Genomic DNA, 21662 nt, shown 5'->3' with positions numbered 1-21662 from the left:
ATCAGTAAAGAGAATGAGAGATCAAAGTGGTCATTTTAATTGAGCTGGATAACGGACATTTCAATTGAGCCTTGACAAATGTAGAGGCAGCAAGATTATGCGGTTTTGATCAGAACTCAGTTAACCATCCCGGGATTCTGCTCATGGCCCATTCAGCGCAGTTTTTTACTTTGGATGAAGTTAACCCACGTTGTCGACCGGTACCTGACAACGCAGATGGTCGCGCAGCGCCTGGGTATCTCCGCTCGTCAGTGCCGGCGTCTTCTGTCGCGTTACCGTGAATCTGGCCCGTCTGGTATGGCTAACCGCCGTCGAGGAAACCCCAGCAATAACCAGCTGCCTGATGGTTTTGCACAGTATGCGCTCAATATAATCCGAGATCGCTATACCGACTTTGGGCCGACGCTTGCATATGTGAAACTCGCAGAACTGCACGATGTTCACCTGTCCAAAGAGACCGTCCGTTCACTCATGGTCAAAGCCGGTCTCCGGATCCCCCGCAAACAACGTGCGCCGAAAATTCAGCAGCCACGCTATCGCCGGGCCTGCTGCGGCGAACTGATGCAGATTGATGGCTGCAAGCAACCATCGCTGGTTCGAGAACCGTGCACCCGCCTGTACCGCACTGGTCTACGTCGACGACGCGACGAGCCACCTGATGCAGCTTCGATTTGTAAAACCGGAATCGACATTCACCTATTTTGAGGCCACCCGGGGCTACCTGGAAAAGCAGGATCACATTATACGATGGTGTAAAGAATCCACAGTTACATTGCACAAGATAAAAATATATCATCATGAACAATAAAACTGTCTGCTTACATAAACAGTAATACAAGGGGTGTTATGAGCCATATTCAACGGGAAACGTCTTGCTCGAGGCCGCGATTAAATGCCAACCTGGATGCTGATTTATATGGGTATAGATGGGCTCGCGATAATGTCGGGCAATCAGGTGCGACAATCTATCGATTGTATGGGAAGCCCAATGCGCCAGAGTTGTTTCTGAAACATGGCAAAGGTAGCGTTGCCAATGATGTTACAGATGAGATGGTCAGACTAAACTGGCTGACAGCATTTATGCCTCTTCCGACCATCAAGCATTTTATCCGTACTCCTGATGATGCATGGTTACTCACCACTGCGATCCCCGGGAAAACAGCATTCCAGGTATTAGAAGAATATCCTGATTCAGGTGAAAATATTGTTGATGCGCTGGCAGCGTTCCTGCGCCGGTTGCATTCGATTCCTGTTTGTAATTGTCCTTTTAACAGCGATCGCGTATTTCGTCTCGCTCAGGCGCAATCACGAATGAATAACGGTTTGGTTGATGCGAGTGATTTTGATGACGAGCGTAATGGCTGGCCTGTTGAACAAGTCTGGAAAGAAATGCATAAGCTTTTGCCATTCTCACCGGATTCAGTCGTCACTCATGGTGATTTCTCACTTGATAACCTTATTTTTGACGAGGTGAATTTAATAGGTTGTATTGATGTTGGACGAGTCGGAATCGCAGACCGATACCAGGATCTTGCCATCCTATGGAACTGCCTCGGTGAGTTTTCTCCTTCATTACAGAAACGGTTTTTTCATAAATATGGCATTGATAATCCTGATATGAATAAATTGCAGTTTCATTTGATGCTCGATGAGTTTTTCTAATCAGAATTGGTTGTAACACTGGCAGAGCATTACGCTGACTTGACGGGACGGCGCTTCCCTACCCTCATGGCCGCCTCCCAGGAATCGACCCAGGTGCTTATCGTGGACATAATCCTTTACTCATAATTTTTTAGTGAGATGCAGGCGACATACGAAAGGATAAGAAAGCAGAAACAGCGGTAACCTTGAAATCATCAACTAAGGTGTAAGGGCTAATTAACAGGCAATGTCCTGAAAGCCATACTTAACTGAACAAGACATTTTGTTTTTCGTAGTATGTCCGTGAGAGTATGCTTCGGCACGCACGAGGCAGATGAGAAACGGCGATGGCCCGAATCGTATAGAGACACAAACCTGAAATTCCGGACACCGCGCTTCAGGACATCGCTCAAGACGCCGATATCTGGCAGTATCCGGACGGTACTATCGAACGCCGGGCCAACGGTACTACCCTGCCCTTTATGACTGACGACCTGCTATCTCACCCACGCACTTCTCCCTGAAATTTAGCATCGTCGCGGTTAATGTCGAAAATTTGCCACCTGACGTGGTTGGCATCGAGGGTGAAAACTGCCGTGGCGAGGGTGTTCTCCTCATCCGGATCGTCGGCAGCCAGCCGGTAAATTGGCAGTTCGGCGTCATGGGTATCTGAGAGAATGGCTTTTGCCGCCGCGGCGTCAAACGGAGGTTGCGTTTCCCGCCACTGCACGAGGCGTAACTGCCGCGACGCTGAACTGTCGGTAACGATCTGCTCAACGCCAGCCAGTGCCGCATGCACCAGATGGTTGGCATGCCCGGTTACCGTCGTCAGGGGGAGAACGGAACAGCCTTGCCCGGTGGCCTCAACGCTGAACAGCCGCGTATCGCCCAGCTGCCCGAGCGTATGGTGAAACGCCCCGGATCGCGGCTGGCCGGTAAGTATAGTGATGGCCTCGTCGAGGGTGTTCGCATTCAGCGAGGCGCGAGCCAGGATCTGACGCGGTAATCCCTGCGGACGATGCACTGCACGGATGTTATTCACCGTGTTAACGACACCTTTTTCATTCACCGCAAAGGTGTGGCCGCAAATCGACCCCGGATAGGCAAAACTCGTAAAGCTCAGACCGCGACTCGGGGTAATGGTAGCCAGCAAGCATTCATCCCGTAACTGAGGAAAACCGTCTTCATTGTGCGCGATAATCCGCTCGCCTGCGGCGTTTACCCCGGCCACCGTCGTACAGCCATCCGACGTTGAGCGCACCAGATCGCCACGGCAGTTCCAGGCAAAGACCTGATCAACAGTAGCCTCCAGCCCCTGCGCCAACCCCTCCAGCTCCTGCCAGATGAGCGGATAATGCCGCTGCACCTCGGTGCGCATTAACCGGGTCTCAGGGGATGCCTGCAGGGTCATCACCGTTTGCCACAATGGCGTGAGCATCAGTTTCTGATGCCATGCTTCACGGCCAAGCTCGCCAAGGCGAAGGCCAATCTCAAACGGGGAACCACTGATGTCGATTTTCTTCATGGGATGGATTCACTTATGTTCAGGAAACGTGCTGTAAAAATTCTTTCAGGCGCGGATTGCTACTGGCATTCAGCAGGATATCAGGTGGGCCATCTTCAGCAATGGTTCCACCATCGATAAAAATCAATCGAGAGGCCACATCGCGTGCAAAGCCAATCTCGTGCGTCACTATAATCATGGTCATCCCTTCATCCGCCAGTGAACGCATCACTTTTAATACTTCATGGCGCAACTCCGGATCGAGCGCAGAGGTTGGCTCATCAAACAGCATCATTTTCGGTTTCACCGCCAGCGCGCGGGCGATAGCCACGCGCTGCTGCTGGCCGCCTGAAAGCTCCGACGGATAGTGCTCGGCCCGTTCGCCCAGGCCGACACGTTCCAGCAGCGCCAGCGCCTGTTCGCGGGCTGCCGCTTGACTCATTTTGCGTACGCGGATAGGCCCAAACATCACATTTTCCAGCGCCGTCAGATGCGGAAACAGATGAAACTGCTGGAATACCATCCCCGCTTCGCGGCGGATTTCGCACTCGTTGACGTGGGGATCGGTCAGGTGCATCCCGGCAACCAGCAAGGTGCCGGAGGAGATCTCTTCCAGCTTGTTGATACAACGCAGCAGCGTCGATTTACCTGAACCTGAAGGACCGATAATCACGACCACTTCACCGGCATCAATTTTCAGATTGATATCGTGCAGCACCTGGGTGGTGCCGAAATGTTTAGCGACCGCGCTAAATTCAACCATGCTCATAAAATATGGATCCTTTTCTCCAGTTGCTTCAGCAGGAAGCTCAGGCACAGGGTGACGGCAAGATAAATCAGGGCTACCGCTGTCCAGACCTCAAGGGCACGGAAGTTCCCGGCGATGATCTCCTGCCCCTGGCGCGTTAATTCCGCGACGCCGATAACAATGAACAGCGAGGTGTCTTTAATGCTGATAATCCACTGGTTGCCCAACGCCGGGATCATGCGGCGCAGGGCCAGCGGCATAATCACGTGCCATAGCGTTGCGCGCTGCGATAATCCCATCGCCAGACTGGCTTCTTTAAATCCTCTATTGATGGACAAAATTGCGCCGCGCGTAATTTCCGCAATATACGCGCCGGAGTTAATAATAATGGTGACCATCGCGGCCGTGATAGGGTCGATACGAACAGGCAGAATCATTGGCAAGGCAAAATAGATAAACATCACCTGTACCATAATTGGCGTACCGCGAATCAATTCGACAAAAATTAATGATAACGTTTTCGCAATACCGCCTCCCAGTGCACGACAGATTCCTGCCAGCAGACCGATGATAAAGCCGCCCGCCAAACCGACCATAGAGATCAATATTGTCAGCTGCAGCCCCTGTAATAATAACGGCAGGGATTCCCATATATATTTCGTTTCGAAATTCATAATGCAGTCTATTACTCTCGGTTCTGGCCGGGGTTACCCGGCCCGGCGGGGATTATTTAGGTTGCTTGTTAAACCATTTGAAATAAATCTTGTCGTAGGTGCCATCCGCGCGTAATGCCTTTAACGCGGCATCGACCTTCGGCGTCAGGCTGCTGTTTTTCTGCAGGGCAAAACCGTATTTCTGCGGCAGAATGCTGTCCGTTTCCCCGGTCGATTTTACCTTACCGCCACCTGCGGTTTTCACGTAGTAGAGCACGTTCGGGGAGTCGTGAACGACCGCGTCCAGGTTGCCTGCCTGCAGGTCGAGATAGGCGTTATCAATATTGGGGAATTCGACATAGTTGGCTTTATATTTGGATTTCATAAAACTGGCCGCGGCGGTGCCCTGCTTCAGCCCCACTTTTTTACCGGCCAGCTCGCTGAATTTGGTGATGGAATTATCACCACTTTTCACCGCCATTAAGAGATCCGCATCGTAATAACCCTCGCTGAAATCAACGACCTGTTTGCGGGCATCGGTAATGGTGATCCCGGCCATTGCCACATCTAAATTACGCGATTGCAGCCCAGGAATTAAACCGCCGAAATCCATAGGGCGTAATTCGTAGCTGACATTCATTTTCTTCGCAATGGCTTCCCATAAATCGATATCAAAACCAACATATTTATTGTCTTGCTTAAATTCAAAGGGAACGAAGGCGGTATCCACACCGACTAATAATTTATCTTGTGCCATGACGGCAAAACTCGCCGAACAGGCAACCAGTGCCAGGGTAATCTTTAATTTTTTCAATAATGCAGACATAATAATCCTCAGCGTAATTAAGACAGCAGACAGGAGTTTTCACGCAATACCCTAAAACTGATATTGGCGTTGAGAATAAAAACAGTATCCCTACATTCGCACGCGATATAAAAATGAAGGCGTGCGAATTATTTATGCGGGAAGAATAAAATCCCTGGTGTCGGGTACTGGCGTCTGCGCGCCGTTCATAATCATTGAAAGAAAGCTGTAATAACCGTTGATGCCAATCAGATCGACAACGCCCTTTTCCCCCCAGAGATCGATTGCCTGTTGCCAGATATCATCGCTGACTTTTTTATGCTGATGCAGCTGCTGGCAAAAATGGTAAACCACCCATTCATCAGCCGCCAGCGCCTCTGGTTGACGCCGTTCATTGATTGCCTGCACCGCCTGCGCCGGGATCCCTTTTTCCCTGGCTATTGGCGCATGAATGGCCCATTCAACCGGCTGCGACCAGTGACGCGCGGTCAGCAGGATGGCCAGTTCCGACAACCGCTGCCCCAGCGCGCTACGGTAGCGCAGATACTCCCCCATTCGCTGCGCATGGGCCATCAGTTCCGGGCTGCGCAACAACGGTTCAAACGGCGGCAGCAGCGCGCCGCGCGGCCCGTTGATAATCTCCTCCGCAAGCTGGCGTTGTTCATCGCTCCACTGCTGTTCTGACAGCGCAGGTAAACGGTTCATGGCTGACGTCTCATCAGTTTATGCGTCTCTTCGCTGATGACCTTGTGCAGGGTATCCACCACGAAATCGAGTTCTGACCGGCTGACAATAAACGGCGGCGCAATCAGAATATGATCGCCCCGCAGGCCATCAATGGTTCCGCCCATCGGATAGACCAGCAGCCCGTGCGCCATGCACTGCGCTTTGATAGCCGCATGCAGCTTCAGCAGCGGATCGAATGCCGTTTTGCGCTCTTTATCGCATACCAGCTCCACGCCGGCGAACAAACCGCGACCGCGCGTATCACCGACATACGGTAATCCGCCGAGCACATCATGCAGCGCCTGCTGCAAATACGCGCCCTGCTGCTGCACCTGCTCGAGCAAACGATCTCGCTCGATAACCTGCTGCACGGCCAGCGCAGCCGCTGCGGCTGTCGGGTGGCAGATGTAGGTGTGACCATGCTGGAACATTCCGCTACCGGCTTGCAGCGCGGCGACGATTTGCTCACTGGCCAGCACTGCGCCAATGGGCTGATAACCCCCGCCTAAACCTTTTGCGATGGTCACGATGTCAGGGACAACGCCATCCTGTTCAAAGGCGTGCAACGTGCCGGTACGGCCCATGCCGCACATCACCTCATCGGCGATATACAGAATGCCGTATTTATCACACAGCCGACGAACGCCTTGCAGATAACCCGGCGTAGGCGGCATTGCGCCAGTGGTTGCGCCAACCACCGTTTCGGCGATAAAACCGATAATTTTTTCCGGCCCGGCGTCCAGAATTGCCGCTTCGAGTTCGCCAAGTAAGCGCTCGGTATATTGCTGCTGGCTTTCACCCGCCTCACGGTCACGGTACTCATTACAGGCCGACACGCGCACCACATCCATCAGCAGCGGCGCGAACTGGCGGCGGCGCCACTCGTTACCGCCAACGGCCAGCGCACCCAGCGTATTGCCGTGGTAGCTTTGTTTACGGGCAATAAATAGCGTGCGATCCGACTGCCCGATCTCCACAAAATACTGGCGCGCCAGCTTCAGCGCCGTTTCAACCGCTTCCGATCCGCCGGAGACGAAATAGGCATAGTTCAGAGAACCGGGCGCGGTGCGGACAAGCTGCTCTGCCAGTTGTTCCACCGTATCGCTGGTGAAAAAACTGGTGTGGGCATAGGCCAACCGATCGATCTGCCGGTGCATCGCCGCCAGCACATCCGGGTGGGCATGACCCAGACAAGAAACCGCCGCCCCGCCGCAGGCGTCCAGATAGCGTTGACCACTGGCATCGGTGATGTAAGCGCCCTGGGCACTGACTGCCACTGCCGGGGTGGTACGGAGGCTGCGGTGAATGATTTGACTCATGCTTTTATCCTGCTTTAGAAATCGCTTTCACGTAAGTTGAAAGCATCTTGCAGGATCCATTTGAATCTCGTCAATTCAATAATGATTCAAATGTATTTAATTTTCTTATGATAAAAGCAAATGAATCATTTATCAGGATTTATCGGGCATCACATACGCCCCGGAGCGTTGCAGATAACGTTCTGCGCTCTCAATTTTATTCACCGCCTCCCTACCGTGGCGGGCAACCAGCATCGCCAGCAAACACTCGGCGACGCCCATACCGGACACTATCGAAGGGAAAAAAGAGGGGCTGCTGAGGGAGAAAAGCAACGTGCAGTCCGCCGCTTGCGCCAGCGGCGAAACCGGAGAGTCGGTGATGGCGATAATCCGTGCCCCTGCCTGCCTGGCTGCATTGAGAACGTCGAGAGATTCGCGGGAATAGGGAGAAAAACTGGTCAATAGCAGGCAGTCTTCCGCGTTGATCTCACGGGTGAAGACTTCGATATTACTGGCCAGCCCGTCAATCAGCGATACCTGGCGATTGAACAATCGATAGACATAAAACAACGACCAGGCGATAGGAAAGCTGGCGCGGAAGCCGCAAATATAGACCTGCTTCGCTTCATCCAGCAACGTCACCGCTTGCTGCATAGCGTGTTGATTCTCTGCCTGAGTGAATGCCAGATTGGCCTGATGCGCGAGGAACACCTCTTCGTACAGCGCGGGCTGCGTTCCTTTCGCGATCAATTTTTCAGCCTTAGATACATATGTATCATTTCCTAAGCCGAGATCGTCGATAAATGCGCTTTTCAGCTCCCGCCAACCGTTATAGCCCAGACGCTGCGCCAGGCGTAGCAGCGTGGCAGGCTTAACGCCGGCTTCCGCGGCGAAGGCGCGCATTGATTGCACCACCAGTTGGTTGGCATTTTGCAGGGAAAATTCCGCCGCGCGCTGGAGTTCGGGCGACAGCAGGCTGAATTGGCTCACAATATTTTCACGAAGATTCATGGCGTATCGTTATCATCCGTAAGAGTGGCTGCGGCGAAACCGGGCCGCAGAAAGGGATATATATAACCATAATTCGCCGTAATTGCATTATGGCAGAGACGGAGGCTCATCCCTGCGCCACGGAGTATCGCCCCAGGCGATTGATCCGAAGCCTCTTTATTCGGCGCCTGAAACCGCGGGATTCGCAGGAGCGACCCTATACCCAACTCTTTGATGGCATTGGCAAAAAACATTGTCGCCGCTATCGCAAAAGAGAAATTATTCGCTTTATTTATAAATTGGCTTGCTAAATAATTAGTCAGGTTTTATTACGCAGTAGAGGAATTAAGATGCGTTTCAGTACCATGCCCGACAGTGAAATTATTTCTGAACTGTGCCGAAGAATTAAAGAAACGCGTATACAGCTGGGCCTGTCACAGATTGAGCTGGCCGAACGCGCTCAGGTCGGCGCGGCAACCATTAAACGCGTTGAATTAGGCGAATCCGTTACCCTCAGTACGCTGATTGGTATTTTGCGCGGTCTCGATCGGCTGCACCAGCTGGAGTCGATTTTATTTGACTCGCACATGCGTACATTTAAGGCGCAGCTCAATGCCGAAACCCCTTCCCGTATCCGTATTCGGAAAAAAACGCATCAGCTAAAAGAGAAATTGCCCGCCGCTACCCAGACCAACGAGGCTGACGCCACGATTAACGAATGGTACACCTCATCGGCTTCTAACAGCGTGGTGTGGTCTTTTACGCCGTCCGACGGAGAGAAAAAATAACAGGCTTCATGCGATTTTAAAGTCCAGGGAAGAGAAAACCGCCTGCGGCTCAGGCAGGCGGTTTTTAGGGGGCTCAGGATTCACACACCGCGACTTTAATCGCCAGACCGCCCCGGGCGGTTTCACGGTACTTGGCGTTCATATCTTTGCCCGTCTCAAACATCGTTTCGATAACTTTATCCAGTGAGACTTTCGGATCGCTGGTACGGTACATCGCCATACTGGCCGAGTTTATCGCCTTCACTGCCGCAATCGCGTTACGCTCGATGCACGGCACCTGCACCTGGCCGGCCACCGGATCGCAGGTCAGGCCGAGGTTATGCTCCATGCCGATCTCCGCGGCGATGCACACCTTCTCCGGACTGCCACCCAGCAGCTCGGCCAGTCCGGCTGACGCCATCGAGCAGGCCACGCCCACTTCACCCTGACAACCGACCTCTGCCCCGGAAATGGAGGCATTCATCTTGTACAGAATGCCTATTGCGCCCGCCGTCAGGAAATAGCGCATATAGATTTCCGGCGTCACCTCTTTGATAAAACGATCGTAATAGGCCAGTACCGCCGGGACAATGCCGCAGGCGCCGTTGGTCGGCGCGGTTACCACTCGCCCGCCCGACGCGTTCTCTTCCCCCACCGCCATGGCGAACATATTGACCCAATCCATCGCGCTCAGTGGCGTAATCGACTGGCTCTGCGGTGCCAGCACGCGGTGCAGCGCAGAAGCCCGGCGCGGCACTTTCAGCGGCCCCGGTAAAATACCTTCCGTATTCATCCCCCGGTTAATGGCGTTTCTCATGGTCTCCCAGATTTTCGCCATATTTTGCTCAACGGTCTCCCGGCCGTGGCGGGCGATCTCGTTTTTCATCATCACGGCGGAAATCGACAGGCAGTTGTTCTGGCAGTGCGCCAGCAGGTTGCGGGCAGAATAGAACGGGAACGGAATATCCACCTCCGCCTCCAGGTTCTTACCAAAGTTTTCCTCCGTGACGATAAAACCGCCGCCGATGGAATAGTAAGTCTGGAAGTGGACGATTTTGCCATCGCAAAACGCCGTAATGCTCATCCCGTTTTCGTGCAGCGGCAGAAACTCATTGTGAAAGCGCATGCACTCCGCCACCGGGAACTGTATCTCGCGCTGGCCTTCTTCAATAAACAGACGATGCATGGTGTTGACATCGCGAATAATGCCCGGAATGGCGTCGATATCAACGGTATCAGGTAGATACCCTGACAGACCAAGAATTATGGCGATATCGGTATGGTGACCTTTACCCGTCAATGAGAGGGAACCATACACATCCACCACCAGCCGAGTCACTTTATGCAGCAGGCCTTTTTCCTGCAGGGTATCAACAAACTGTTTTCCCGCTTTCATCGGCCCAACGGTATGTGAGCTGGACGGCCCGATGCTGATTTTGAAAATATCGAAAATGCTAATCATATGGCACCCACGCGGTTACATAGCAAAACGGATGCGCCGCCGGTGACAGGCGGCGCTGAAAACTTAGCTGAACAGAGAGAAGAAAATAGCGGAGATGGCGATCAGTCCCATCACCACCACAAACGCGTTGCTGATGTGGCCGCTGTACTTGCGCATGGCCGGTACTTTGTTGATGGCATACATTGGCATCAGGAACAGGATCATCGCGATGACCGGGCCGCCCAGCGTTTCAATCATCCCCAGGATGCTGGGGTTCAGGGTGGCAACAATCCAGGTGGTCACCAGCATGAACAGCGCGGTGATCTTGTTCAGTTTGTTGATTTCGATCGATTTCCCTTTTCCGCGCAGTGACTTAATCACCATGCCGTTGAAGCCTTCACGCGCGCCGAGGTAGTGGCCGAGGAAAGATTTAGTAATCGCAATCATCGCGATGATCGGCGCCATCCAGGCAATCACCGGCGCGTTAAAGTGGTTCGCCAGATATGAAAGGATGGAGATGTTCTGCGCTTTCGCTTCCGCCAGGTTTTCCGGGGAGAGGCTCAGTACGCAGCTGAACACAAAGAACATCACCGTCAGCACCATCATGATGTGGGCGAAGCCCAGAATACGGGAGCATTTGCGCTCGGCGTCCTGGCCATATTCTTCACGTTTAGCCACCGCAAAAGAGGAGATAATCGGCGAATGGTTGAAGGAGAAGACCATGACCGGGATGGCTAGCCACAGGGTCATCCACAGACCATTTCCCGTTGCCGAAGCGCTGCTCAGCGACAGCGTATCCAGTACCGCGCCGTTCCATTGCGGGATCAAATACAGCGCCAATATCATCAACGCGAACACGAACGGAAACACCAGCACGCTCATGGCCTTAACAATCATTTTTTCGCCAAAGCGGACAATCCCCATCATGCCGACAATTAAAATCAGCGACAAAATAGCGCGCGGCGGAGACACCAGACCAAGCTGGTGAGTAATAAAGCTGTCGACGGTGTTGGTAATAGCAACGCTATAAACCAGCAGAATCGGATAAATAGCGAAGAAATAAAGCAGCGTGATAAGCTTACCTGCACCGGTGCCGAAATGTTCTTCCACCACTTCGGTAATATCTTCTCCCGGATTTTTGCCCGACAGGACAAAACGGGTTAAACCGCGGTGGGCAAAAAAGGTCATCGGGAAGGCAAGAATGGCCATGATGATTAACGGAATTAAACCGCCAACCCCGGCGTTAATTGGCAGGAAAAGCACCCCTGCACCAATTGCGGTACCGTACAGGCCCAGCATCCACACGGTATCACTTTTTCTCCAGCCGCTGCTCTCGCGAGCAACGAGGGTATTTTGAACGGTTTCCATAATATGGCCTCAGTAATATAGAGTAGGGTCAAATTAATTTGACTCTGATTCAGGTAATAAAAACGCTGTGTTTGTTTGGCTATTTTATAAAATGCAACTATGCTGATTCACTAACAGCGATCACATAACCTGATTTATAGTGGCAGCTTTTAACGTATCAAAATTAGTACTGAAATCTTATTATTTTTTAAAGTATCACTTTTAATACGTTATTATTTATATGGGAGTGCTTAACTTGCTGGATATTTATATAATTCACGTGCAGAGATAACAACCACTATTTGTCATACGATTAATAAAACGCAAAAAATCAGGGGCAAGGAAATAGACACCCTCCCCCTCAATTTTCGCTAAAAGCCCTTGTAGTGCTCTTTACTCAGGCCATAAAATGACGGACAAGAAAGGCCCGTGGCGTAGAGCTTGCTTTGGGCAACAGCCTCTACGACCCTGCGGATTCGATGGTTAAGATGTTCTTTAACGTGCTGGCAACGTTTGTCGAATTCGAAGGAGACTTGATACGTCTTCGCACGCGCGAAGAGATGGCTATTACCCGGGGCAAGGAAAACTGCGGGGGAAGCAGTCGACGCTGTTAGATAAACAGCAGAAAGAGCTTTGCAGGATGCACGGAAGCGGTGAATGCTCTATCAGCGATCTGGTTGAATTATTCTCCGTCTCCCGCCCCACGGTCTATCGGACGCTTTCCCGGGGAAATAATGGAAAACCGGATTTAATAAAAATCAGCAAGGAGCGATTATGTACAACAACAATGAAGTCATCAGTTACCTACAAGCCAACAAGATTCTTGCGCTGAAGCTCGATCATGCTGTTTCTGCTGTCGGCGAAAAGGTCAGAAACCAGGTTGATGCATTAGGGAAGGGGGCAACCCGCCTGCTGTATTACACGTCCTGTTTCACCGACGAATACAACGATGTTTGCCAGCAGCAAAAGACAGAAGATTTGCGCTTCAGGAATGCTGTTATACGCATTATCCAGCATGGTGACGTTGTCTTTGAAATGCTTCGGGTCTACTTTGAGGAAATATTCAAATACAAAACTAATGCTCAATTAGAGCATATTAAAAAAGCGCTTATGGCCGTGAATGTCCATATCGCTGCCAGCACCCTTACAGGTGCAGGGTACGCTTTAGCGGTCGCTACCAGCATTCGTATTGGATTGAATCTAAGTATGCAACTCAGTGCCCTTACGGGACGCGCTGCGGGTACGGTTGCGGGGGTTTTGGCTACATATGGTTTGGTTCAGAAAGCGGCGGATAGCGCCCATCGTTTACACGTCCAATACCCAGCCTATTATTCAGCACTTTACATGCAACAACTAGAAATGATGTATTTTTTGATTGAGCCCCTATTCGAGCGCGCAGGTGCCTTTGAAGCGCAATGGGTGTCTGATTCTGGCATAGCAAATATTATCACCCGGATGATTAGATAATCATGATTCAATCACTAAAGAAATTTCTACTGTGGCAACTCAGGTTTTTATCATCGTTGTACGGACCTGTGATCCTCACGATTATTTTTGCGCTGCTTCAGGGGTATTTTTTTCCTGAGAGCCCTGTTTGGCCTATAGGCGTATTTGCCATGATTATGATTGTTGTTTTTACGCGTTATTGTAAATGGTGACAGGGTGAATATCACTGTTATTTAAATCATCACTGATAAGGAAATTATATGTCTACTCCCGCTCATTTATGGCTTGAAGATGAAAACGGATCGCCGATTGTTGGCAGTTGTTTAATGCCCCTGCGTTTAGGTTCTATAGAATTAAAATCATTTTCGCATGGTGTAACCATTCCAGTAGACCCCAGTTGGGGCAAACTTACTGGAACGCGCGTTCATAGCCCGATCACGATAGTGAAAGAATTTGACCAAACGACACCTGTTCTGTATCGCGCCGTATGTGAAGGCCGAACACTGAAAAAAGCAACAATCAAGATGTACCGAATACTGGAATCGGGCATTGAGTCAGAATATTTCAATATCATCCTGGAAAACGTCAAAATAACGACGGTTTCCCCATACCTTGCCCCTAATGGCATGAGTAGCACACATCTGGAAACACTCGAATTGCGTTATGAGGCGATTACCTGGAAGTATACGGAGGGTAATATTATTTATCGTGATTCATGGATCGATCGTTGTTGTGCCTAATGACGAAGTTTCTGACCTCCGTGCAGCCCATGGATGCTGGCGCTGGCCGACGCACAATAAGCGCCTGAACCCGGCAAAAGAGAGTGCCAGCCTGCTGGCACTTTTAACCTTAAACAGGGTCGATAACCGTCATGCGGGCACCTTTAAATAGGGCGCAATGCTCGCTAATTTCTCCCGGGTTTCCGTCAGTTCGCGCTCCGGCGTAGATTGCGCGATGATACCCGCCCCCGCCTGTATCCAGCAGCGCTGGCTATCCTGAAACACGGAACGCAGTACTAACGCCGCATCGAAGCGCGTATCTTCCAGCAGCAGGATTGCGCCTGAATAGAGCTCCCGCGGCGTTTTTTCAATTTGCATGATCGCGTTGAGGGCCGCTTTTTTAGGGATACCTGACGCGGTAATTGACGGAAACAGCATGGTAAACGCATCCCAGGCATCCTTATCTTCCGCGAGCTGGCCGCTGACGCCAGACCCCAGATGCTGGACGCTGCCGCGCTGGCGAACCGACATCAAATCCTCGACCACCACGCTGCCGGGCTGGCAAACCGCCTCCAGTTCGGCAATGGCTTCTTTGACCGAGAGGATATGCTCAAGCACCTCTTTACCGTCGTGCAGCAGCTCCCTCTCATTTGCCTGATTATGCGCCGTATCGCCCATGCGATCGCGGGTGCCCGCCAGCGGTTCAGTGACCACTTTCTTTCCCGTCACCGACATCACCAGTTCCGGACTAAAACCCAGCGCCTCGCGTCCTTGCTGGCGAAACATAAACGTACGGGTGGGCGTGTTGGCCTGTCGTCCATATAGCAGCGTAGCGGGCATATCAATTCGCGCCGGCAGAGGAATCGCTCGTGAGACAATGACTTTAACGTAATCGCCGCGGCGGATCGCCGAAACGGCGCGCGCAACCTGCTGTTTATACGCTTCACCGTCCAGGGCGGTATCCACAACCATTGGCCCGCATGGTGTCGCCGTATCGACCTCTTTTACCCACTCGCACAGACGGCGGCATCCGTCGGCGGAGTCCGCGTAAACGGTAACATTTCCTTTCTCAAAAATAAGTTCTTCACGGGGAGCGGTTAACGTTAGCAGCGGCCACTCGCCGGCATCAAAGGCCATTCCCCGCGCATGGGCCGCAAAGTTGAACCCAACCTGGCCATATACCCGGCATCCTCTCACCCGCGGATGCGTCATAAAACGACGCGCGCAGTCGGTAATCGAATCTACCGCCCACTTTTGTTCTCCGGCATCATCAATGAATGTCGCCTGGGTGCCGTCGGCATTAATCTGCAGTTGCGCCTGGCATCCTCTACCTATGTACCAGCAAGGTTGGCGCTCATAGACATAGCACTCTTCATCTCCGAACTGACGTAAGACGCCAGAAATCATCGGTAGCCATTGCTCCTCTGGTAACGCCAGGTGTAAAAATTCACTGATTTTCATCCCTTACCTCTCTGTGTTATTCCCGGATCAATCAATTGAGCTTGTCATCAGTTCTTTTGCCGAACGCAGTCGGATAGAAACAATCCACGCCGCCAGCAACGTGAATACGCCGGCAAACAGGAAGCAGGCCGCATAGCCAAAGCGCTGCGCGACAACGCCGCCGACTACGCCGGCCAGAATGGCGATGGCGGCGTCAGTACATTGAAAGAGCGTAAAATCGACACCGGCCTGCAAAGGCGAAGAAAGCGCCATCAGCGTGGCGTAAAGACAGACCAACGCGCAGGCCAGCGAAACAGATTGAACAACGATCAACCCCTGGAGAATCGGCAGCAGTAGAGGACCCGGCGCTATCAGCAGCGTCATCACTACCGCCAGCAGCGCGATGCCCTGCACGCCATAAGCCGCAAACAGCGCTCTGCCGGGTGAGAGGCATTTCATCAGCAATCCACCCGCCAGCGTTCCGGCTATGCCCGCCGCAATATTACCGCCGCTGAACAGCGCGCCGAGCGCTGACATGCTCAGACCATGATCCAACAGCAGCGGCGCCAGAAGAGGCAGCACAAACCGCATGCCGGAATTCAGCATCAATACCAGCATTAAGCCCAGACGAGCCTGTCGCCTTCTAAGCGCATAACCCAGTGCCGGAACATGCGGAACAGATGCTGCGCGCGTTGGTTCGGCAATGCGCCACAGGGGTACGGACAAGACCAGGATCAGCGCCGCCATCATCAGCATGGCCGCAGGCCAGCCGACGGTCGCCGACAGCATCAGAAACACCCCGCCGCCGCACATCATTCCCAGATAGCTGCCGCCGACCTGCACGCTGTTTCCCCAACCGTACCCTGCGCGGGTCAGCTGATCGACGCAAAAACCGTCGCTGGCGATATCAATAGTGGAGGCGACCGTACCTGCCACCATAAACAGCGCAAATAGCGCGACGACTAGCGTTTCGGGCAATCCGCCTTCTCGCCCTGTCCCGCCAATCGCGGCGGCAATCGCCAGGATCGCCGCGAGCGCAGCCTGCCCGCGCAGGATCAGCATGCGGGAACGGCGCTGCGGGCTGCCAGGAGGTAGCCGCCAGCGCTCGACCCACGGCGCCCAAATAAACTTCAGCGCCCAGGGCAGCATGAACAGGGTTGTCGCCCCGGCAAGCGCAAGCGATCCGCCAGCAGCGCGCACCAGCGCGGGCAAGGACTGCATCGAGAGCGCCGATACCAGACTCTGTGTCACATAGATGCCGGCAATGGCGAAAATCACCCGCCCGGTGGTTAACGTCAGCGGTTTCACATTCGACGGAACGTCACTCATGCGCCACCTCCTCTGACGTGGAACCCCCTTCGGCGCGCCAGACGCGGGCGGCCATTTGCGCGTGCCACAGCGCCTGGTAACGCCCATGAAGAGAGAGCAGCTGCGCATGGGTGCCCTGTTCAACCACTTTGCCCTCCTCCATCACCAGGATGTTTCCGGCCCCGACGATGGTAGACAGGCGATGGGCGATAATAATCACCGTCCGGTTGTGAACCAGGTTATCGATAGCTTTCTGTACCGCCAGCTCGCTATCGATATCCAGCGCGGCGGTCGGCTCATCTAGAATGACGATTGGCGCATCTTTCAATAAAGCCCTGGCAATGGAAATCCGCTGGCGCTCGCCGCCCGATAGCTGTCCGCCCATCTCGCCCATTGGCGTCAGCCAGCCTTGAGGAAGGCGGGTAATGAATTCAAGACACTGCGCCGCTCGGGCGGCCTCTTCCACTTCCTGCTGGGTCGCCTGCGGGCGCGCAATCAGGATATTCGCCAGCAATGTGTCATCAAACAGCCAGACATCCTGGAAAACGACGGAAATCAGGCTGTTGAGCTGCTCCGCCGTCAGGCGACGAATATCGACGCCGCCGATAGAAATCCGCCCTTGCTGCGGATCGGCATAGCGCATTAACAGTTTGCTGACCGTGGTTTTACCTGCGCCGGAAGCGCCCACCAGCGCGCTCATACTGGCCGCCGGAAAGGTCAAAGAGAGGTCATTGAGCGCGGGATCGCCGCTGTCGTCATAGCGGTAATGAATATTGTCAAAGCGGATATCGTAACGTTCCGGCATCTCCCCGCGTTCGGCAACGGGAAGCGGCGCGATCGCCATAAATTGCTCAATACGCTGTAAGGCGCTGGCAATCAGTTCCACCACCGAGGTGTAGCTGATAAACATGGCCATCGGTTCAGCGAAACGCATAATCATCGCGGCGGCGGCAATCAGAAAGGCGAGGTTCAATGTGCCCGTGACCACCCAGATAATTCCGCACAACACCACCACCTGTAGTCCCAGCTCCACAACGCCGGCGATCAGCATCGTCGCGCCCGCGCTCTGGCGGTGAGTGCGGGTCTGTAAGTTTTCCAGAGCATCAAAATGATCCCGCAGCGCCCGGCTTTTATCGGCATCGCTACCGCAGGCACGCAATACCATCATCCCCTGCGCAAATTCAACAATATCCCCGCTCAGCCGCTGATGCGCTTCGCCCAGGGTCTGCATTTGTCGCCGCATCGCCGGGCGGCGCCAGTAATAAAACGGCGCCAGCAAAGGGAAGATCAGCAGCATCACCAGCCCCAGCCGCCAGTCGATCCACAATGTCGCCAGCGACGCCGTCAGCGGCGTGACGATGGTCAGCAGTAAAATATTGGCTATCGCAATCACATAATTGAGGTTTTCATCCACGGAGCCCAGCAACAAGGCGTTCGTTTCGCCCGCTCTGCCGCGCTGGAGCCTCTCCAGCGGCACGCGGCGTAATTGTTCGCCCAGGCGCAGGCGCAGCTCATGGGTGGCCTGCGCCAGATGCCCGCGGTATTCAAAGCCCAGCCCATACCAGCGGAGCGCCAGCGTCACCAACGCCGCAATGCTGAAGGCCAAAGCCCAGTGAAGAAGCCGCGATGCTTCATTCCGTAGCAGCGCATCAACGATCGGATAGAGACAGGCGAAGGCGATCCCCTGCATCAATGCCGCCAGCAGCAGAGCAACCAGACTGCGCCGCAGCGTTCCCGCCTGACTGCCCACGCTGGAGATAAGCTGGCGCCAGATCGCGCGCCAGGCCAGATTATCCGCCGGGTTAGTGTCTTTCATTTTGCACCGCCTCTTCCTGCGTTCCACCCGGCGCCCACTGCTGCGCCTGCTGATAGCGTTGCCATAGCCGTTGATACAGGCCACCCTGCGCCAACAGCTGCCCGTGGCTCCCGCTTTCCCGGAGCTGACCGTCGGAAAACAGCAATATCACATCGGCCTGAGTCACCATGGAGAGACGATGCGCGACCATGATGACCGTCCGGCCGCGCATGGCCGCCGCGAGGGCTTTGATAAGCGCCGCTTCACCTTCCGGATCGGCAAACGCCGTCGCTTCATCAAGCACCAGAATGGGACGATCCTGCAAAAGCGCCCGGGCGATGGTGATGCGCTGCCGCTGCCCGCCGGAGAGAAATACCCCTCGTTCCCCGACCCGCGTGCTGTAACCCTCCGGCAACGCGCTTATAAACTCATGCGCCTGCGCCACTCTGGCCGCCGCTATCACCGATTCCAGCGGCGTATCCGGCGCGCCCAGACGGATGTTATTGGCGATCGTGTCGGCAAAAAGAAAGTTGTCCTGAAACACAAACGAGATTTGCTTCATCAGGGTCTCTATCCGCATATCGCGCAGATCCACGCCGCCAATACGAATATGGCCTTTGTCGGGATCGGCGTAACGCAGTAGCAGCCGCGCCACGGTGCTTTTCCCGGCGCCGCTTGGCCCTACCAGCGCCACAATTTGCCCGACAGGCACGTGAAAGCTCACCTCCTGCAACGCGGCGCCAGTCCGCGCTTGCGGATAATGAAAGCTTACCTGCTCAAAGGTGATACTCGCCTCTTCCGGCTGTCGATCGGCTCGCGGGCGCGAGAGTTCCGGCATCGCGAGAACCTGATAGATACGCTGAACGCTTAAACGCGTTTGCGCGACCAGGTTATTAAGCATCATCATCGGCATTACCGCTTCGGCCATTCCGCTGGCTATCAGTAAAACGGCTACCCAGGCGATAAAATCGAGACTGCCAGCGTGCAGCAGGCCGTATCCGCACCAGATAAGAACGAATATGGTCGGCAGCGGGTTCAGAATTGAGAATGAAAAGCGCGCTGAAAATCCGGCCTGCCGATACCAGCTTTTGAGCACATCGACCCACTCTTCGAGGGCATGTTGATAGCGCAAAAAGCTGGTACTGCCGCTATCAAAGGTCCTCACCACCGGCATGGCCTGTACGAACTCAATCACCGCGGCGCTGACCCGTTCACGCGCCTGATGATAGCGCTGAGCCATGTTTTCCGAGCGCTGACGGGCGAGTACCAGCACCACCGAACCAAACGCCAGTACCCCCAGCGTCGCGATGGCCAGTCGCCAGTCCAGCCAGAATACGAGAACAACAGTCGCCAGCGGCATGATTATGGCGCGGGCATAGAGCGGCGTGCTGTCAGCAACAAAAATATGTAACGACTTCACATCATCCAGCATTACTTTCGCCACCGATCCGCTGCCCATCTGCTGTAACGCGCCCGGCGCAAGCTGTAGGGTCTTGCGGGCTAATCTGCTGCGCAGAATATTCTCCAGATGGAAAGCCGCATAATGAGAGGTATTGAACGCCTGCAGGCGCAGGATAAAGGTCGCTATCACGCAGCCGACTACGCCGCTCAGCGGCCAGACGGGGATGATGTCAGGCGCCCCGCGCAGATCGCGCAGGCACCATGCCAGAAAAAGCAGCGCCCCCAGGCTGGTGAAGGCCGCCAGCCCCGCCAGCGCCATAGCCAGGAGCACCTTCCGGCGAACCGGGGTAATCACCTGCCAAAGAGGAAATCGGGACAGCGATTCAGTGTTGGATGAGTGAGATGACATGGGAGCGGCTGATTTTCCTGATGAATTTTTATGGATGCCAAAAACACTATTTCAAGGTGGCGTTCCGGGAATTAATGTGAATAATAACCATTATCAATTACTCATCTACCCCATTCGGTTCTATTTATACCCGCATTGGTCTAAGCCACAGGGAGATAACCCGGTCATGACGGAGTCACCACAAACGCAATCTGCAATCTCTGTTCACCAGCTAGTGGTTGGAAAACCCGCGAACGACGGCACTATTCCTGCCCAGTGTGAGCTGCTGCGCTGCTCGTTGCAGGAAGGTATGGATATTTTGCTCTGGCGGGGCCACTTTGCTCAGCCCGAGACGTTGCAGCTGCACGACGACCTGGGCAGGATTAACTTCTCTTGCATTCTGGAAGGCACATCGCGCTTTGCGATCCAGGGACTCAGCCGCCACACCGACTGGGAACTCGCGCGCGATCGTCATTACATTACCCATACGCCAGACTGCCGCGGCAGCGCCTCCTACTGCGGCCGGTTCGAGAGCATTACGCTCTCTTTCAGCCCTGAAGCCCTCGCGCTGTGGGTGCCGGATATTAGCTCGGTCATTAAAAATAAGATCGACTCCCACTGCTGTTGCCAGCAGCAGCGTTGTAATGCTGAAACCCACCTAACGGCTCAGGCCCTGCGTCACGCGCTGATGCGGATGCACGGCGGCTTCAGTCATGAACAAAAACCGTCGACGTTATGGCTACAGGGACAAAGTCTGGTGATGCTCAGCCTGGTGCTGGATGAACATCGCGAGGACGCCAGCTGTTCCTCCTGCCACTTCAATCCGATGGAACGCCAGAAACTGCTGCGGGCAAAGGATCTGCTGCTGGCCGATTTGACGCAGGCGCCGGGGGTCACCGAACTCGCCAGAGAGTCCGGTTTAAGCGTGCTTAAAATTAAGCGGGGATTTCGCGTTCTGTTCAACAACAGCGTCTATGGTCTTTTTCAGGCTGAACGCATGCAGGAGGCAAGAAGACGGCTGGCCAATGGCAATACTTCCGTTATGACGGTGGCGGCGGATCTAGGCTATGCCAACGCCAGCCATTTCTCCGCCGCATTTCAGAAGCAGTTTGGCGTCACCCCGTCGACCTTCAAACGTCTGATCTAACCAGGGCTTACCCCAGAAACTCCTCCGTTAACAAGGCCCGGATTCGCCATCCGGGCCTTGTTTTTTGCCGACCGTAAACCGAAACGGGCACAAATAAA

At 53.9% G+C, this 21662-nt stretch carries 18 protein-coding genes and 2 pseudogenes; 7 read left to right on the top strand and 13 right to left on the bottom strand.

Annotation, left to right across the window (positions count from 1 at the left end):
- Window positions 1-143: 143 nt before the first annotated feature.
- Together ACESQ2_RS09015 and ACESQ2_RS09010 are read left to right on the top strand one after the other, a co-directional pair.
- A pseudogene (locus ACESQ2_RS09015) lies at window positions 144-730 on the top strand (helix-turn-helix domain-containing protein); the annotation flags it as partial.
- Window positions 731-846: 116 nt separating this feature from the next.
- Window positions 847-1662, top strand: coding sequence for an APH(3')-I family aminoglycoside O-phosphotransferase (locus ACESQ2_RS09010; RefSeq protein WP_046877577.1), 816 nt, complete (start codon window positions 847-849; stop codon window positions 1660-1662).
- A 481-nt stretch (window positions 1663-2143) separates the two neighbouring features.
- Here ACESQ2_RS09010 and ACESQ2_RS09005 read toward each other — a convergent pair whose 3' ends face one another.
- The 7 genes from ACESQ2_RS09005 to ACESQ2_RS08975 all read right to left on the bottom strand — a co-directional run bounded on the left by ACESQ2_RS09005 (window position 2144) and on the right by ACESQ2_RS08975 (window position 8386).
- Window positions 2144-3166, bottom strand: coding sequence for an acyl-CoA--6-aminopenicillanic acid acyl-transferase (locus tag ACESQ2_RS09005; protein ID WP_044112287.1), 1023 nt, complete (start codon window positions 3164-3166; stop codon window positions 2144-2146).
- 19 nt (window positions 3167-3185) lie between these two features.
- The gene (gene glnQ / locus ACESQ2_RS09000; RefSeq protein ID WP_025106350.1) at window positions 3186-3908 is read right to left on the bottom strand and encodes a glutamine ABC transporter ATP-binding protein GlnQ; all 723 of its coding nucleotides are present in this window, start codon (window positions 3906-3908) and stop codon (window positions 3186-3188) included.
- Between the two features lie 2 nt (window positions 3909-3910).
- Window positions 3911-4567, bottom strand: a complete 657-nt coding sequence (gene glnP / locus ACESQ2_RS08995) for a glutamine ABC transporter permease GlnP (RefSeq protein ID WP_001008622.1) — start codon at window positions 4565-4567, stop codon at window positions 3911-3913.
- A 52-nt stretch (window positions 4568-4619) separates the two neighbouring features.
- Window positions 4620-5372: a glutamine ABC transporter substrate-binding protein GlnH gene (gene glnH / locus ACESQ2_RS08990; protein WP_373170312.1), complete on the bottom strand. Its 753-nt coding sequence runs from the start codon at window positions 5370-5372 to the stop codon at window positions 4620-4622.
- Window positions 5373-5504: 132 nt separating this feature from the next.
- Window positions 5505-6056 (bottom strand): carboxymuconolactone decarboxylase family protein, encoded by a 552-nt coding sequence (locus tag ACESQ2_RS08985; protein ID WP_004850921.1) that lies wholly within the window; start codon window positions 6054-6056, stop codon window positions 5505-5507.
- On the bottom strand, window positions 6053-7396 hold the full coding sequence (locus ACESQ2_RS08980; RefSeq protein ID WP_373170311.1) for an aspartate aminotransferase family protein: 1344 nt from the start codon (window positions 7394-7396) through the stop codon (window positions 6053-6055). The genes ACESQ2_RS08985 and ACESQ2_RS08980 overlap by 4 nt, the downstream gene beginning before the upstream one ends.
- Before the next feature lie 132 nt (window positions 7397-7528).
- On the bottom strand, window positions 7529-8386 hold the full coding sequence (locus ACESQ2_RS08975) for a MurR/RpiR family transcriptional regulator (protein ID WP_025106346.1): 858 nt from the start codon (window positions 8384-8386) through the stop codon (window positions 7529-7531).
- A 329-nt stretch (window positions 8387-8715) separates the two neighbouring features.
- Between ACESQ2_RS08975 and ACESQ2_RS08970 the strand changes: the two genes are divergently transcribed.
- Window positions 8716-9153, top strand: coding sequence for a helix-turn-helix domain-containing protein (locus ACESQ2_RS08970; protein ID WP_224259990.1), 438 nt, complete (start codon window positions 8716-8718; stop codon window positions 9151-9153).
- A 73-nt stretch (window positions 9154-9226) separates the two neighbouring features.
- Here the strand turns inward: ACESQ2_RS08970 and ACESQ2_RS08965 are convergent, their stop codons facing one another.
- Together ACESQ2_RS08965 and ACESQ2_RS08960 are read right to left on the bottom strand one after the other, a co-directional pair.
- Window positions 9227-10594: an L-serine ammonia-lyase gene (locus ACESQ2_RS08965; protein WP_046877584.1), complete on the bottom strand. Its 1368-nt coding sequence runs from the start codon at window positions 10592-10594 to the stop codon at window positions 9227-9229.
- Between the two features lie 63 nt (window positions 10595-10657).
- Window positions 10658-11941 (bottom strand): HAAAP family serine/threonine permease, encoded by a 1284-nt coding sequence (locus tag ACESQ2_RS08960; protein WP_014229376.1) that lies wholly within the window; start codon window positions 11939-11941, stop codon window positions 10658-10660.
- A 401-nt stretch (window positions 11942-12342) separates the two neighbouring features.
- Here ACESQ2_RS08960 and ACESQ2_RS08955 point away from each other — a divergent pair.
- From ACESQ2_RS08955 to ACESQ2_RS08945, 3 genes and pseudogenes are all read left to right on the top strand, one after another.
- Window positions 12343-12650 (top strand): annotated as a pseudogene (locus ACESQ2_RS08955) (helix-turn-helix domain-containing protein); the annotation flags it as partial.
- 44 nt (window positions 12651-12694) lie between these two features.
- Entirely contained in the window at window positions 12695-13387 is a 693-nt protein-coding gene (locus ACESQ2_RS08950) for a hypothetical protein (protein ID WP_046877585.1), read from the top strand.
- A 239-nt stretch (window positions 13388-13626) separates the two neighbouring features.
- Window positions 13627-14106 carry a type VI secretion system tube protein TssD gene (locus ACESQ2_RS08945; protein WP_072057159.1) on the top strand — a complete coding sequence of 160 codons (480 nt, stop codon included), beginning with the start codon at window positions 13627-13629 and terminating at the stop codon, window positions 14104-14106.
- A 129-nt stretch (window positions 14107-14235) separates the two neighbouring features.
- On the opposite strand, the gene ACESQ2_RS08940 is transcribed toward ACESQ2_RS08945, so the two are convergent.
- Genes ACESQ2_RS08940 through ybtP form a run of 4 tightly spaced genes read right to left on the bottom strand, consistent with a single transcriptional unit; the run spans window position 14236 to window position 20348 of the window.
- Complete coding sequence (locus tag ACESQ2_RS08940; protein WP_046877586.1) at window positions 14236-15546, bottom strand: salicylate synthase; 1311 nt, start codon at window positions 15544-15546, stop codon at window positions 14236-14238.
- A gap of 27 nt (window positions 15547-15573) precedes the next feature.
- Window positions 15574-16854: a yersiniabactin-associated zinc MFS transporter YbtX gene (gene ybtX, locus ACESQ2_RS08935; protein ID WP_025106342.1), complete on the bottom strand. Its 1281-nt coding sequence runs from the start codon at window positions 16852-16854 to the stop codon at window positions 15574-15576.
- Entirely contained in the window at window positions 16847-18649 is a 1803-nt protein-coding gene (ybtQ, locus tag ACESQ2_RS08930; RefSeq protein ID WP_032719113.1) for a yersiniabactin ABC transporter ATP-binding/permease protein YbtQ, read from the bottom strand. The genes ybtX and ybtQ overlap by 8 nt, the downstream gene beginning before the upstream one ends.
- Complete coding sequence (ybtP, locus tag ACESQ2_RS08925) at window positions 18636-20348, bottom strand: yersiniabactin ABC transporter ATP-binding/permease protein YbtP (protein ID WP_046877587.1); 1713 nt, start codon at window positions 20346-20348, stop codon at window positions 18636-18638. The genes ybtQ and ybtP overlap by 14 nt, the downstream gene beginning before the upstream one ends.
- Window positions 20349-20604: 256 nt before the next feature.
- Here ybtP and ybtA point away from each other — a divergent pair, with 256 nt between their 5' ends.
- Window positions 20605-21564, top strand: coding sequence for a yersiniabactin transcriptional regulator YbtA (gene ybtA, locus ACESQ2_RS08920; protein WP_014229382.1), 960 nt, complete (start codon window positions 20605-20607; stop codon window positions 21562-21564).
- Window positions 21565-21662 lie beyond the last annotated feature (98 nt).

It is taken from the genome of Klebsiella sp. Q11, from assembly GCF_964241505.1.
Taxonomy (GTDB): Bacteria; Pseudomonadota; Gammaproteobacteria; order Enterobacterales; family Enterobacteriaceae; genus Klebsiella; species Klebsiella michiganensis.
Note: the sequence above shows the minus strand (reverse complement) of the source record. Positions and strands in the feature narration are given on the sequence as shown.

What these genes read in the sequence shown, in the direction of transcription:
- ACESQ2_RS08970 (WP_224259990.1), top strand. Translation starts at nt 8,716, where the DNA reads ATGCGTTTCAGTACCATGCCCGACAGTGAAATTATTTCTGAACTGTGC.
- ACESQ2_RS08945 (WP_072057159.1), top strand. Translation starts at nt 13,627, where the DNA reads ATGTCTACTCCCGCTCATTTATGGCTTGAAGATGAAAACGGATCGCCG.
- ACESQ2_RS09010 (WP_046877577.1), top strand. Translation starts at nt 847, where the DNA reads ATGAGCCATATTCAACGGGAAACGTCTTGCTCGAGGCCGCGATTAAAT.
- ACESQ2_RS08950 (WP_046877585.1), top strand. Translation starts at nt 12,695, where the DNA reads ATGTACAACAACAATGAAGTCATCAGTTACCTACAAGCCAACAAGATT.
- ACESQ2_RS08965 (WP_046877584.1), bottom strand. Translation starts at nt 10,594, where the DNA reads ATGATTAGCATTTTCGATATTTTCAAAATCAGCATCGGGCCGTCCAGC.
- ybtQ (WP_032719113.1), bottom strand. Translation starts at nt 18,649, where the DNA reads ATGAAAGACACTAACCCGGCGGATAATCTGGCCTGGCGCGCGATCTGG.
- ACESQ2_RS08985 (WP_004850921.1), bottom strand. Translation starts at nt 6,056, where the DNA reads ATGAACCGTTTACCTGCGCTGTCAGAACAGCAGTGGAGCGATGAACAA.
- ybtP (WP_046877587.1), bottom strand. Translation starts at nt 20,348, where the DNA reads ATGGCGCTGGCGGGGCTGGCGGCCTTCACCAGCCTGGGGGCGCTGCTT.
- glnP (WP_001008622.1), bottom strand. Translation starts at nt 4,567, where the DNA reads ATGAATTTCGAAACGAAATATATATGGGAATCCCTGCCGTTATTATTA.
- ACESQ2_RS08975 (WP_025106346.1), bottom strand. Translation starts at nt 8,386, where the DNA reads ATGAATCTTCGTGAAAATATTGTGAGCCAATTCAGCCTGCTGTCGCCC.
- ACESQ2_RS08940 (WP_046877586.1), bottom strand. Translation starts at nt 15,546, where the DNA reads ATGAAAATCAGTGAATTTTTACACCTGGCGTTACCAGAGGAGCAATGG.
- glnQ (WP_025106350.1), bottom strand. Translation starts at nt 3,908, where the DNA reads ATGGTTGAATTTAGCGCGGTCGCTAAACATTTCGGCACCACCCAGGTG.
- ACESQ2_RS08980 (WP_373170311.1), bottom strand. Translation starts at nt 7,396, where the DNA reads ATGAGTCAAATCATTCACCGCAGCCTCCGTACCACCCCGGCAGTGGCA.
- ybtA (WP_014229382.1), top strand. Translation starts at nt 20,605, where the DNA reads ATGACGGAGTCACCACAAACGCAATCTGCAATCTCTGTTCACCAGCTA.
- ACESQ2_RS09005 (WP_044112287.1), bottom strand. Translation starts at nt 3,166, where the DNA reads ATGAAGAAAATCGACATCAGTGGTTCCCCGTTTGAGATTGGCCTTCGC.
- ybtX (WP_025106342.1), bottom strand. Translation starts at nt 16,854, where the DNA reads ATGAGTGACGTTCCGTCGAATGTGAAACCGCTGACGTTAACCACCGGG.
- glnH (WP_373170312.1), bottom strand. Translation starts at nt 5,372, where the DNA reads ATGTCTGCATTATTGAAAAAATTAAAGATTACCCTGGCACTGGTTGCC.
- ACESQ2_RS08960 (WP_014229376.1), bottom strand. Translation starts at nt 11,941, where the DNA reads ATGGAAACCGTTCAAAATACCCTCGTTGCTCGCGAGAGCAGCGGCTGG.